14 protein-coding genes, 1 pseudogene and 1 riboswitch are annotated in these 13,798 nt (G+C 36.9%); of the genes and pseudogenes, 13 read left to right on the forward strand and 2 right to left on the reverse strand.

The genetic code is table 11. The features are described 5' to 3' along the window. The first annotated feature begins 73 nt into the window (after positions 1-73). The 13 genes and pseudogenes from D1B32_RS03565 (at position 74) to D1B32_RS03615 (ending at position 11,450) form a co-directional block, all read left to right on the forward strand. Positions 74-1,405, forward strand: a complete 1,332-nt coding sequence (locus tag D1B32_RS03565; protein WP_118888635.1) for a CitMHS family transporter — start codon at positions 74-76, stop codon at positions 1,403-1,405. Between the two features lie 191 nt (positions 1,406-1,596). Next, entirely contained in the window at positions 1,597-1,851 is a 255-nt protein-coding gene (locus D1B32_RS03570; protein ID WP_240033719.1) for a hypothetical protein, read from the forward strand. A 319-nt stretch (positions 1,852-2,170) separates the two neighbouring features. After that, positions 2,171-2,276: pseudogene (locus D1B32_RS24215) on the forward strand (SAR2788 family putative toxin); the annotation flags it as partial. A gap of 14 nt (positions 2,277-2,290) precedes the next feature. After that, the gene (locus D1B32_RS03575; RefSeq protein WP_240033720.1) at positions 2,291-2,644 is read left to right on the forward strand and encodes a hypothetical protein; all 354 of its coding nucleotides are present in this window, start codon (positions 2,291-2,293) and stop codon (positions 2,642-2,644) included. 97 nt (positions 2,645-2,741) lie between these two features. Further along, on the forward strand, positions 2,742-2,918 hold the full coding sequence (locus D1B32_RS23985; RefSeq protein WP_168927275.1) for a hypothetical protein: 177 nt from the start codon (positions 2,742-2,744) through the stop codon (positions 2,916-2,918). A 655-nt stretch (positions 2,919-3,573) separates the two neighbouring features. After that, complete coding sequence (locus D1B32_RS03580) at positions 3,574-3,783, forward strand: hypothetical protein (RefSeq protein WP_118888636.1); 210 nt, start codon at positions 3,574-3,576, stop codon at positions 3,781-3,783. 257 nt (positions 3,784-4,040) lie between these two features. Then, positions 4,041-4,304: a CPCC family cysteine-rich protein gene (locus D1B32_RS03585; protein ID WP_118888637.1), complete on the forward strand. Its 264-nt coding sequence runs from the start codon at positions 4,041-4,043 to the stop codon at positions 4,302-4,304. A gap of 207 nt (positions 4,305-4,511) precedes the next feature. Beyond that, positions 4,512-4,610, forward strand: a riboswitch (purine riboswitch). A gap of 217 nt (positions 4,611-4,827) precedes the next feature. Continuing rightward, complete coding sequence (locus D1B32_RS03590; RefSeq protein ID WP_118888828.1) at positions 4,828-5,760, forward strand: nucleoside hydrolase; 933 nt, start codon at positions 4,828-4,830, stop codon at positions 5,758-5,760. Positions 5,761-6,260: 500 nt separating this feature from the next. Further along, the gene (locus D1B32_RS03595; protein WP_118888638.1) at positions 6,261-7,103 is read left to right on the forward strand and encodes a MurR/RpiR family transcriptional regulator; all 843 of its coding nucleotides are present in this window, start codon (positions 6,261-6,263) and stop codon (positions 7,101-7,103) included. Positions 7,104-7,167: 64 nt separating this feature from the next. After that, positions 7,168-8,292 carry a M20 peptidase aminoacylase family protein gene (locus D1B32_RS03600; protein WP_095309882.1) on the forward strand — a complete coding sequence of 375 codons (1,125 nt, stop codon included), beginning with the start codon at positions 7,168-7,170 and terminating at the stop codon, positions 8,290-8,292. Between the two features lie 17 nt (positions 8,293-8,309). Next, positions 8,310-9,107, forward strand: a complete 798-nt coding sequence (locus tag D1B32_RS03605; protein ID WP_118888639.1) for a GNAT family N-acetyltransferase — start codon at positions 8,310-8,312, stop codon at positions 9,105-9,107. Positions 9,108-9,185: 78 nt separating this feature from the next. Further along, positions 9,186-10,301 carry an o-succinylbenzoate synthase gene (gene menC, locus D1B32_RS03610; RefSeq protein WP_187393127.1) on the forward strand — a complete coding sequence of 372 codons (1,116 nt, stop codon included), beginning with the start codon at positions 9,186-9,188 and terminating at the stop codon, positions 10,299-10,301. Between the two features lie 96 nt (positions 10,302-10,397). Next, a complete protein-coding gene (locus D1B32_RS03615) occupies positions 10,398-11,450 on the forward strand; it encodes a YkvI family membrane protein (protein ID WP_118888640.1) in 1,053 nt (350 codons plus the stop codon). Between the two features lie 88 nt (positions 11,451-11,538). Here the strand turns inward: D1B32_RS03615 and D1B32_RS03620 are convergent, their stop codons facing one another. Then, positions 11,539-12,645: a 5-methyltetrahydropteroyltriglutamate--homocysteine S-methyltransferase gene (locus tag D1B32_RS03620; protein WP_118888641.1), complete on the reverse strand. Its 1,107-nt coding sequence runs from the start codon at positions 12,643-12,645 to the stop codon at positions 11,539-11,541. A gap of 43 nt (positions 12,646-12,688) precedes the next feature. After that, positions 12,689-13,792: a 5-methyltetrahydropteroyltriglutamate--homocysteine S-methyltransferase gene (locus tag D1B32_RS03625; protein WP_118888642.1), complete on the reverse strand. Its 1,104-nt coding sequence runs from the start codon at positions 13,790-13,792 to the stop codon at positions 12,689-12,691. Positions 13,793-13,798: the final 6 nt, after the last annotated feature.

Below are 13,798 nucleotides of genomic sequence, written 5' to 3' on the forward strand. Positions count from 1 at the left end.
TTTTGCTAACGCTTACATAAAGGGTATGGGAGATAAGATGATGTATTGCGTTTAGTTAGGAAGGGGAATTAGAGTGAGTTTAAGTATAATAGGTTTTTTGACGATTTTAATTATTGTGGTACTACTGATCAGCAATAAAGTAACACCAATTGTAGCCATGGTGCTCGTGCCATTAATCGGTGCGCTTATTGCAGGCTTTGGATTTTCAGAGATTGGAGACTTTTTCACAGAAGGTGCATTAACCGTAATTGAAGTTGCGATCATGTTTATTTTCGCTATTTTGTTTTTTGGCGTCATGCAAGATGCGGGACTTTTTGATCCTTTAATTCAAAATATGATACGACTTACAAGAGGAAACGTTATTACAGTTAGTATTGGTACAGTTTTTGTGGCAGCAATTGCACATCTGGATGGTTCTGGAGCTTCTACATTTTTAATTACAATTCCAGCACTTTTACCGTTGTATAAGCATTTAAAAATGAACCCGTATTTGCTTTTACTATTAATTGGTGGAAGTGCCAGTATTATGAATATGGTTCCATGGGCAGGTCCCTTAGGACGTACAGCTTCTGTACTGAATATGGATGTCACCGAGCTTTGGAGACCATTGATACCAATTCAAATTAGTGGTCTTGTGTTGATGATTGCTTTAGCCGCTTTCCTTGGAGTTATGGAAAAGCGAAGAATAAGCAAGCATTATGGACTGGTCAGTGCGAAAGAATCTGCAGCCGCAATTGAAAGAATAAATGGTGATTCGTCTTCTGCAAAAGATGAGGAGTCATTGACCAGACCTAAATTACTTTGGGTAAATGCGATTCTTTTTCTTGCCGTAATTGGCGTACTTGTATGGGGAATTATTCCAGCAGGCTTTGCATTTATGATTGGGCTTAGTATTGCCTTGCCGCTTAATTATCCAAATATGAAACAGCAATCGGAAAGAATACGCAGTCATGCACCTGGTGCTTTAATGATGGCAACGATAATTCTCGCAGCAGGCTCCTTTTTAGGTATTCTTACCGGAACTGGAATGCTGAATTCGATTGCAGAGGATCTTGTTACAATTATTCCAGCATTTATTGCACCATATCTGCACTTAATTATCGGATTTTTCGGAGTACCATTTGATTTACTGTTAAGCACGGATGCTTACTACTTTGCTTTATTGCCAGTTGTTGATCAAATTGCTACTGGATTTGGAATTGAATCACTTTCTACAGCATATTCCATGGTAATTGGTAATATTGTAGGTACCTTTGTTAGTCCATTTTCACCTGCACTTTGGCTCGCATTAGGCTTGGCAGGCCTTGAAATGGGAAAACATATCCGTTATTCTCTTTTATGGATGTGGGGACTAAGTATTGTACTTTTAATTATTGCTGTATTAATTGGTGTTATTGCAGTTTAATAGATTGTATCGATTAAATAAGGCGGAGCCCATTATTAAGTGGGCTTCGTTTTTTGCAGCAAATGAAGTTACAAAAAATCAACAAAACGGTAGAGAATAAAAAGTGTTAAAGAAAATACTATATAATAGATTTGAAGTAATTATTAATTTTTTTGCTATTCAAGTGTGGTACGAATTAAGGAGGGCACATGGTGGTAAGTGCAGGAATGATTGTTCTTATTGGTGTTGTATGTCTGATTGCTATTGTATTGACTTTGTATGGAATGAAACAGGAAGAAGACAAACAAAAGAAGTATGAAGAAGCTGGAGAAGAGGCCGCAAGTGAATTAGCACGATCGCTTGAGTACGAGACAAAATCGCTAAAATCCAATTTGCCTTCACTCATTTGGATTTATGTGGTTACAATTAGCTTGTCATTATTTGCATTAGTATTATATATTTTTTAGTTCAAGTAAGGACAGCTTTTAAGGTCAATCAGGTGGCGAGATGTATCGGCTAGTACAATAATTCTATCAACCATTATAGAATCCCCTGGTTGTATTTCCATTAGTTGTGATTCTGGCTGAATTCGTTTTTTGGATGTCCCGTGTTTTTCATGATTAATTTTATCAAAGTTGTTTGCTAATTTTTTTAACTGCTTTTCTAATTTATATAGTGATCTCATATAGCCATATAAGTTAAAAGATATAACCCATCATTGCGATACATTCTATTTAGAAGGTAAACAATACGTGTTGGTAAAGAAATAGAAGAGATTACACTTGAGAATTTATTTCTTTAACGAAGAATATGTGATAAAAACTTTTTCAAACCTAAATATGGACAAAAAGACTGGAAGAAAAAAGCTGGAGTAAATTATAATAATCAATAAGGAGCTGAATTTAGATGAAAACTTATACATGTCCAATTTGCGGATACGATGGGGTAGAAGATGAAACACCATACGAAGAGAATACCAATGCTCCTTCTTATGAAATATGCCCTTGTTGTCGTTTTCAATATGGGTACAGCGAAGATCATGATGTAGATTTAGGATATATTGTCACTCCAGATGAAATGAAAGAAGCCGCTTTTCAATTATATCGAAAACAGTGGATTGAAAAAGGTGCAGTAGTCGGTCATCCAGAAAGCTATCCAAAAGCATTACAAGAAGATGGGAAAGTTAAACAAGAGATAGTCGTTAAACAATTAAAACGTTTAAATCTACCCTTAGATAACCTCGCATTTCTTGATTTATAAAGACTAAGAAATAACTCTCTATGAAGCAATACTTGATGGAATAAGATATGTTATAATAAACACAGAATATTTTAATTGTTAAAAAGGAGTGTTCTAGGTGAAAAAATACCAAAGACGTTCTGTTTATATTTCAATTGTAACACTTGCTTTCTTCTTAGTATTATCTTTAATGACACACCGTTGGGGATTCTTCTTATGGAGTTTATTACCTGTTTTTATAGTTTTGATGACTACGTTTACCCCAAAGATTGACACCGGAAATAATGAAAAATAAAGAAATCTTAGTAAACGAACTGCTGCTCTAATAAAAGGAGTAAAATATTACAACAAGAAAGAAAAAGACAATGAAAGCAAAAGGAAAAGCGCAATTTAGAAATGAGGGCGTTTTTAATAATTTTATCTGAGTGCACAAAAGGGAAGAAAGGTATGAACTCCCTTTAAGGAATTTACAATTTTAGTCATCCGTAAGTCAACCACCATAATAGCATATGCATAAGCTACTGCATGAGAAATGTCATACAAGTATGATATAAATTATAGCATATCACCTAATGCCAACCACATCGCTTCTTCGAAATCCTCATGGAATGCCATGGTAGTCCATCCATTTTTAGTTTTAGCTCTTGGTCTCTGTATTGGAAGATCGTCTAATATTTATTGCTGTAGATTATTTTTTGATTAAGTTATTTCAGAAAAAGAAATGAAAATATATAGTTACTAATTTTTACTTAATTAACTGGTGTAATTGTTCAATAAGAGCAGGCTCCTATTGTGCTATATGTCTGGATAGTTTAGTAAGATACCTTCCATCTGTTTAATTGTGTTTCAGCTCATGTTATAATGAGCATCTTAAGAGAATTACGACATTCACTTTTGAACGGATGCCAAAAAAGCCTCCGCCTATCGATAAAATATGGAGGTGTAAGAGAATGAATAAACGATGGACGATTGATAAAATTAAAGAATTTGTTGAGAGCAATTCGGAAAGTAAGTTGCTAACGACGGAATATCACGGTTTTTCTCAAAAGTTACTATTGAAATGTGCATGTGGGAGTAACTTTGAAAAAACATTTAAGAAATTTAAAAATAATAACCAGCGTAAGTGTGATGTTTGTCAACCTCCAAATGCGTCACGCTAAATATATAGCGAATAAATGAAGTGCCGATTTCTCTTAAAGAGAAGCCGGAACTTATTTCGGTTCTGGATTTTTTATAGTATGGTTTGTACTCCAACTTATAATGAAAGAATTGAGTAAGTGAGATCATCAAATGATGGTACATAACAGAGACGTTAGTTCAAAAAGAAGTTATGATTAAGACCTACCGCAAAAGGGCGCGATTCCAGCGTAAAATAAAAGCTTTTATTATTACTGATTAACTTATTGAAGGTGATTAGATGAAATTTATTTGTCCCTGTTGTGGTTATAAAACATTAGATGATGAACCCCCTGGAACATATGCTATTTGTGAGATTTGTTTTTGGGAAGATGATGCGGTTCAATATAATGATCCTGATTATGAAGGTGGTGCAAATACGCCTTCTTTAAGGGAAGCACAGAGAAATTACATTGAATTTGGGGCATGTGAGAAAAGGTGTATTGAATTTGTAAGAAAACCAAACGAAAAAGATATGAAAGATCAAAATTGGAAACCACTATAACTTAATTTATAGCTATTCAACAAAAGGGCGCTTATCTTAGAATAGGGATAGGTGCCCTATCTTTGTTCTTGGGAGTGTTCTAGAATGGTAGAGGATAGATCCGTGCAAGGAAAGCAGTAGATTCAAAAAATGTGACCATTCTTGTTGAAATGGTACGATGATGTTCCCGATTTCCCTTATTATGTTATAGTAAAAGTAATAAAAGCTGAAGCTATAGATGATAAATATTAAGATCTGGGGATAGGGTCCAATAGTTTCTACCATGCTGCTGTAAATGGCTTGACTACGATATGAGTGTTAAATGTTAGAAACGATTGATTCTTCTTTTTGTATTTTACACATGCTTTAGTCAATGCTCTGGTAGCTATCGGAGCATTTTTTATATTATAAGATGTTATCATTAGCAGTAACGCGTCAGGCAAATGGGAAACAAAGAGTCATTTTATCCGAGTGTTCAACAACAAAACAGTCCGGTAATCTCCAAGCAATTTTAAAAATTAATCATGAAGGGATTGAAAAAATTATGAATAGAAAGATTTACTTTAATCATGATGGCGGAGTTGATGATCTCGTTTCGCTATTTTTATTACTAAAAATGGATACGGTTGAACTCACAGGTGTTTCGGTCATTCCAGCAGATTGTTATTTAGAGCCAGCAATGTTTGCGAGCCGTAAAATTATTGATCGCTTTGGTTATGGCGGTCTTGATGTAGCAGCATCAAATTCTCGTGGGAAAAATCCTTTTCCGAAAGACTGGCGTATGCATGCATTTTATGTTGATGCTCTGCCGGTTTTAAATGAATCTGGAAAAGTTGTAACACCGGTGGCGGAAAAGCCAGCACATCTTCATTTAATAGATACGGTTTTAGCAACTGAAGAAAAAACAACTTTATTATTTACAGGACCGCTCACTGACCTTGCTCGTGCATTAGATGAAGCTCCTGAAATTGAAGAGAAAATTGAAAAGCTTGTTTGGATGGGTGGTACATTCCGTGAAGCAGGAAACGTACATGAGCCTGAACATGATGGAACAGCGGAATGGAACGTGTTTTGGGATCCTGAAGCAGCCGCTCGTGTATGGGATACCAGCATAGAAATTGATTTAGTGGCGCTTGAAAGTACAAACCAAGTACCGCTAACCTTAGATGTGCGTGAGCGTTGGGCTAAAGAACGCAAATACCTTGGTGTTGATTTTCTTGGACAATGTTATGCGATGGTACCACCACTTGTTCACTTTTCAACGAACTCTACATACTATTTGTGGGATGTGTTAACGACCGCATTTGTTGGAAATCGTGATCTTGTGAAAGTACAAACCATTAACAGCATAGTGCACGCCGATGGTCCAAGCCAAGGCCGTACAGTTGAAACTGCTGATGGACGACCTGTTAATGTCGTTTATGATGTAAATCGCAATGCATTCTTTGATTATATGACTGAATTAGCAAAAAAGTAATAGAGGGGACTTCTGGATGTAGGCAAAAAACGAGCTATTATTGATACCGATACATCTTGGTGATGGTACGATTGCTTTAAGATGCTCTGTTTTTGCACTACAACAATAATCGAAAAAAGAAGCAAGTTCCAAACAACGGCCATTAGCGCAAAAAGCACTATTTCTTTAATAAGATTTTCCGCAACTATCAACGTTTTAATAGAGCAACCAAGAGCCTAATTTCTCAATATTAATACTGAGAAATTAGGCTCTTAATGATGGGAATTTCCTTCTGTTGTAAACACACATTTCCTGACACTGCCAAAAGGTCGTGCAAAATATTGTCTAAATTAAGTGCAAACTAACGTCAGCTGCCTGAAGCAATATAGTCTTTTTAAAATCAAATACAGGGTGACATCCATTCGAAAATATGATAGTATAAATTAACTGAAAAAAGGAATTACTTCTTTTCTTTTGATAAATAAAGGAATTCCTTTATTCGCTGAATAATGAGGGATTATATGGAAAATATATACCAAAAAGTTTATGAACAAAAAAATACATTTACGAACAGTTTACAGAAGATTGCATCATATATCTTAGAGAATCCCAGGTTGTTTGCAGTTTCTTCTGCCACGGAAGCTGGAAAACAAATTGGAGTTAGTGAAACAACTATCATACGATTTTGTAAACAACTTGGATATAAAGGATATAAGGAACTTCAAGAGGAGGTTCAAAATATCCTATTACAAAGGAGTTCATTATCTGATTATGTAGAAGATAAAAAGGTTGATGGCGGAACAGAGAATTCCATTAAACAATTAATGGCGAGTGATGCAGGAAACATTCAAAAAATGATGCAGCAGCTGTCAGAGGAAAGTCTCTCAACAGCTGTAACGAAATTAACAAATGCAGATCGTGTTATTGTTGCTGGAGTTCGTTCCTCTCATGCACTAGCAAGCTGGTTTTCGTATTCACTCGACTTAATCCACGGAAATACAAGGATGTATAATCCTGGCACAGATGATATTCTATTGCGGCTAAGTGAGCTCACTGAGAAAAGTGTGTTTGTAGGATTTTCTTTTCATCGCTATGCTGTAGATACGATTAATATTGCTAAGCATGCTAAGGATAAGGGAGCGTTTGTAATTGGAATTACAGATTCAAGCTTTTCTCCAATTACAGCATATTGCGATTTAGTATTAAATGTGCAACTGTCTGGTAAATCAACATTAGATGCAGCACCAGCAGTGATGTCATTGTCAAACAGTATCATTGCTTCAATATCACTTGAAAATAACGAAAAAGTTAAACAAAGAGTGGAATTGTTTGATTCTATAAGTGGAAAAGATTTTTTTGACTGATAAGAACAGCTTTCTTATTTTGTACGACGCCAAGTTTTTTAAGCTTAGATGGGAGTTAATTAAAATGAACGCAACATTGAAAAAAATAAATCCATTATTAGAGGATATATTTAATCATTTACACGAACATCCAGAGATTAGCTGGGAAGAAAGGAAGACTACGGATTATATTGAACGGTTGTTTCAAGGGAAAAACTGCACGATTAAACGTTTTGAAGATTCGACGGGATTAGTAATTGATATAGGCAGTGGCAGTCCTGTTATTGCCCTCAGAGCAGATATTGATGCCTTATGGCAGGAAGTGAACGGGACATTCCAAGCAAACCACTCTTGCGGACATGATGCCCATATGACGATTGTTATTGGTGCACTCCTTACAATCTTAGAAGAAAAGAAACAGTTTAAAGGAACGTTTCGGTTTATTTTTCAACCGGCAGAGGAGAAAGGCAATGGTGCGTTAGCCTTTGTGGACAAGGGTATTGTTGACGATGTGGATTATTTGTATGGAATGCATTTGAGACCGATAGAGGAGTTGGGATATGGACAATTTGCTCCGGCTATTGAGCACGGTGCAGCTAAGTTTATCCAAGGCCATATAAAAGGGCATGATGCACACGGAGCAAGACCACATTTAAATGCAAATGCCATTCAGGTTGGTACGGATTTTTTTCAAGCAATAAATAGCATTCATGTGAATCCAATGATTCCTCACTCTGCTAAAATGACTGCATTTCATGCAGGTGGAAAAAGCTCAAACATAATTCCCGGAAATGCTAGTTTTTCAATTGATGTTAGGGCTCAGAATAATGAGGTGATGGAAGAAATCACAGAAAAAATTTATCGCATTGCTTCATCGCTAGCACAGCTTCATGACGTGGAAATTGACTTGTCAGTTGGTGCAAATGTGGCCGCTGCGGTGCTTGATCAGGATGCAATATCTTTTATGAGACAGGCAATAGTTGAATGTGCGGGAGATGAGAATTTATCCCCGGTTATTACAACAACAGGTGGCGATGATTTTCATTTCTATACGATTAAACGCCCAGCTTTAAAAGCAACAATGCTGGCAGTTGGCTGCGATTTGGTGCCAGGTTTGCATCATCCTGAGATGACCTTTAATCATAACGCTATTCCAAAAGCAGTTGAAATTATAACATGCGCCTTATATAAAACAATGGAATCATTATAGTAGAAGGAGTCATTCTTGTGGTAAAAGGTAAACTCGAAATTAGGAAATTAACGACGCTGGATGAATTAAGAGAAGTTCAGAAGTTAGAAGAAACAGTTTGGCATATGTCGGCGATCCCGTTGCATCAAACATTTACAGCATTAACGAATGGCGGCATTATTTTAGGCGCCTATGATTCCGAAAAGCTAATTGGTTTTCTATATAGCTTTGCAGGATTTGATGGGAAAAATGCTTACCTATGCTCTCATATGATGGGAATACTTCCAGCGTATAGGAAAGATGGAATCGGAAGAAAGCTAAAACTGAAGCAAGCAGTATTCGCAAGGGAAATGGGCTATGAAGTAATAACATGGACATTCGATCCATTGGAAAGTGTAAACGCCTATTTAAACTTGCATAAGCTTGGTGCCAAAGGAGTTTATTTTAAAGAAAATCACTACGGTGAACTAGGCGATGAGTTTAGCCAAGGCCTGCCATCTGATCGTTTTCAAATTATATGGGATATCAGTCAAACCTGCGAAGAGAAGGAAACCATATCAGTTGATGCAGCAAATATATTATTACAAATGGACTCTGAGCGTAAGCCTGTTGTAACAGACAATTATCATGCTAATGATAGTATGGAATGGGATATGTGGCTGGTTGCAATTCCAGCAAATTTTCAAAGTCTGAAAGAGGAAAACTTTAATCTTGCAAAAGAGTGGAGATTGACAACGCAAGAGCTCTTTAGAAGACTCTTCCAACATGGCTATCAAGCTTCCGACTTTATTCATTATGCTGAAGACTATAATTATTATGTTTTTCGCAAACAGTAAGTATTAAAGCAGGTAGAAGAGGTAAAGCTTTTCTGCCTGTACGATGAAAAGTTATGAATTTAAACAGGAGGATATACAATGACAATACCTATAAAACAGTTAAAAATACATAAATTGAATATGCGTTTAAAAGATCCTTTTACAACAAGCTTTGGTACCTTTCAGGATAAGGAATTTTTTATTACAGAGCTCATTGATGAAGACGGAAATCGCGGGTATGGGGAGTCTGTTGCATTTTCAAGTCCTTGGTACAGTGAAGAAACGGTAAAAACCAACTTGCATGTCATGGAAGACTTTCTTATTCCGATTTTAAAAGATAATCAAATTAACCATCCGGAACAAGTATCTGATTTATTCCATCCAATTAAGCGTAATAATATGGCAAAGTCTGCATTAGAGGGAGCGGTTTGGGATCTATATGCAAAACGAGAAAAACTCACCTTAGCTGCAGCTCTAGGTGGAGAAAGAAAACAAATTGATGTTGGAATCAGTATTGGAATCCAACCTACAGTAGATGATTTAATTCAAACGATTCAACACTTTGTTGATGCCGGCTACAAACGAATAAAAATAAAAATTAAGCCGGGTTGGGATGTAGAGGTACTTCGTGAGGTTCGCAAGCATTTTCCGGATACACCAATTATGGCAGATGCAAATTCAGCGTATACGATTGATGATATTGAACATTTACAAAAGTTAGATGATCTCAATTTAATGATGATTGAACAGCCATTGGAGCATGATGATATTGTAGACCATGCGAAGCTTCAAGCGGTTATGAAAACACCAATATGTTTAGATGAGAGTATTCATTCACTTGAAGATACGAGAAAAGCCTACGAGCTTGGCAGCTGTAAAATTATTAACATAAAAATTGGACGAGTCGGTGGATTAACCGAAGCGAAACGAATTCATGATTTTTGTATGGATAAAGGTATCGACGTTTGGTGCGGTGGAATGCTTGAAGCTGGTGTAGGCAGGGCGCATAATGTTGCATTAACAACATTAGCACAATTCGTGTTACCAGGAGATACAGCTGGTTCATCAAGATATTGGGAAAGAGACATTATTAAACCGGAAGTAGTTGTAGAGAATGGACTGATAAATGTTCCAGATCAGCCTGGAATTGGCTATGATATCGACGAGGAAGCGATGGATGAATTTACGGAATGGACAAGAGTCTATCATTTTTAATAAAATACGGTGTTATATAGAGGAGCGCATTGTAAGCTCTCCTCTTTTACAAGATAAAAATTCATAATATTATGATATATCGAAGGGGATTTACATATGAAAAAGAGTCTTCAGGTTGCTGGAGCTTATGTTGGATTAATTGTGGGAGCAGGGTTTGCTTCTGGTCAGGAAGTCATGCAGTTTTTTACAAGCTTTGGAATCTATAGTGTAATTGGAACCATCATCGCAGGGTTACTCTTTGCATTTCTAGGAATGCATGTGCTTCAGTTAGGAACTTATTATCAAACAGCATCACATCGTGAAGTAATTTATAAAATATGTGGAAGATATTTTGGCTTTGCAATCGATCTATTAATTACATTCTTTCTGTTTGGTGTTGCAGTTGTCATGATTGCAGGTAGCGGGTCGATATTTGAACAACAATTCGGTATTCCTCCACTTGTTGGGAACTTAATCATGACTGTAGCTGTCATTGTTACACTTTGTTTGAATGTAAATAAAGTTATTGCGGTAATTAGTAGCATAACGCCTTATTTATTGGTATTAATATTTATTATTACAGGATATTCTTTATTTACGAGTGATGCAAGCTTTAGTCAGTTAAATGCATTGGCAGAAGCGCAGCCTGCTTCAGCCCCTAACTTTATTATAGGAGCATTGCTCTATGTTTCGTATAATCTTGCAGCAGGATTTGCTATGCTGGCCGTCATTGGCGGCACGATTAAGGATAGAAAAACTGCTGGCTGGGGTGGAATTCTTGGTGGAATCGGACTTGGGTTATTACTATTTCTAATTAATTTGAGTTTATTTATGAATATCGGGTCTATTCAAGAAGCAGATATGCCTACATTAGTACTGGCGACAGAGGTATCGCCAATTGTTGGTATCTTAATGGCAATTGCTTTATTAGGGATGATTTTCAACACAGCAGTAGGTATGCTTTATGCTTTTACTGCACGACTTGTGCCGCAGAATACGAGAACGTTTAAAGGAGCCGTTGTTATCATAGGTTTACTAGCTTTTGGTGCAAGCTTTATTGGCTTTACGACACTTGTAGGGACCGTTTATCCAATTACCGGATATTTAGGCTTTGTTTTAATTATTGCGGTTATTATATCTTGGGTTAGATTAAGAAAAGCACAATCATAAATGAGAAAAACGAACAGCAATTGCATGCTGTTCGTTTTTTTAGAAAACTTGGTATTCACCAAGTTTGGGCGATGCCAAGTCTACATGATTATTTCCAAATCTCTTTCGATAACTCAACAATATATTTCAATTTTGTCCATTGCTCATCCTCTGTTAGCTTATTCCCGTGATGCGTGGAAGCAAATCCACACTGTGGGCTTAAAGCAATTTGCTCTAATGGCACAAATCGTGATGCAGCTTCAATTCGCTTTTTGATCACTTCTTTATCTTCTAGCTCACCAAATTTTGATGTAATCGCGCCAATAACAACTTGTGCTCCACCTTTTGGAACATGTTTCAACGGTTCGAAGGTTCCAGAACGCTCATCGTCATATTCAAGGAAAAAGCCGTCCACTTTCTCTTTCGCAAAAAGAATCGGAGCAACTTCAGCATAGCTGCCTTGGAATGCCCAGCTAGAACGATAGTTTCCGCGACATAGATGTGTTGTTACAATTAAATCCTCTGGTTTGTCTTCGAGTACACCATTTACAATACGAACTGCTAAATCGATTAATTGCTCTCTTGAATAGCCGCCAGTATCGATTAATTTAAAGTCAGAAGATGAAAGTCCAGCAATGTACACATCGTCTAGTTGTAAGTAACGCACACCAGCATCATAGAATGCTTTTACAGCATCTCGGTATGCTTGTGTAATATCGTTGGCATATTCTTCAATATCTGGATAAATTTCTGGGTTTCGTATCCCAACTTCAAATAGCTGGTTTGGACTTGGAATCGTTTGTTTCGGAACCGCACGGTCACCAACAATTTCCTTAAATTCAATAAAGTCCTTAATAAACGGATGATCGGCATTAAAGGAAATTTTCCCGGTGTTACGCACATGATATCGGTCTGTTTCTACGCCATCGAATTGATAGCCTTTTTCGGTGTTGTAGCCTTCAATCCCATTTAAATGCTCAAGAAAATCAAGATGCCACCAGCTGCGACGGAATTCACCGTCGGTTACTGCTTCTAATCCGACTTCAATCTGTTTATCAACAATACGTTTGATTTCCTTTGTTTCGACTTCACGTAATTCTGCTGCAGTGATTTTGCCTGTTTTAAAATCTTCTCTTGCCTGATGTAGGTTCTCTGGACGTAATAAACTTCCTACGTGATCTGCTTTGAATGGCGCTTTTACTAGCGTTTGTGTCATGATCTATTCCTTCTTTCTTTTATTTTAATAGTAGGTAGGAAAATTATCCCCAAATCTCTTTTGAAATGTCTACGATAAATTTCAGTTTATTCCATTGTTCTTCCTCTGTTAGCTTGTTACCATGATGGGTTGACGCGAATCCACACTGCGGACTTAAAGCTATTTGCTCCAACGGTACATAGTTAGCAGCTTCCTGAATGCGTGCTTTCAATGCCTCTTTATCTTCAAGCTCACCAAATTTAGATGTTACAGCACCAATGACTACTTGTGCACCGCCCTCTGGGATATACTTCAATGGCTCAAAGGTTCCGGAACGGTCATCATCATATTCTAAGAAAAAGCCATCTACTTTTTCTTTTGCGAATAATGTTGGTGCAATTTTTGCGTAGCTTCCTTCAAACGCCCAGGTAGATTGATAGTTTCCGCGACATAGATGTGTCGTTACAACTAAATCCTCTGGTTTATCTTCTAGCACACCATTAGCAACACGAAGCGCTAAATCGATTAAATATTCTCTTGTTAATTTACTATCATTAAATGGAATCGTATCAGAGCTCAATCCTGCAATATAGACATCATCTAATTGCAGGTAACGACAGCCAGCATCGTAAAATGCTTTTATCGCATCACGGTAAGCGACGATAATATCATGTGCATATTCCTCAATGTCTGGATAGACATCTGCATTCCGAATCCCAGCATTGAATAACTGATTTGGACTTGGAATCGTTTGTTTTGCGACAGCCCTGTCACCAACAATTTCTTTAAACTCAATAAAATCTTTGATGAATGGATGGTCTGGGTTAAATGCTATTTTTCCAACATTGCGCACGTCGTATTTTTCCGTTTCCACGTCCACAAATTTAAATCCATGATCTGGTACATAGCCTTCAATACCAATAAAATGCTCTAAGAAATCTGTATGCCAAAATCTTCTGCGAAACTCCCCATCGGTTACAGCCAGAAGGCCAACTTCAATTTGTTTATCAACCACTCGCTTAATTTCCTCTGTCTCAATCGTACGAAGCTCACTTGCCGGAATAGCTCCTTCTTTAAAATCCTTTCTCGCTTTATGAACCCTTTCCGGTCGTAATAAACTTCCTACGTGATCTGCTTTAAATGGTGCTTTAATTAATGTTTTCGTCATGAAAAT

Origin of the sequence: Oceanobacillus profundus, from assembly GCF_003515705.1 — a bacterium.
GTDB lineage: Bacteria > Bacillota > Bacilli > Bacillales > Amphibacillaceae > Oceanobacillus > Oceanobacillus profundus.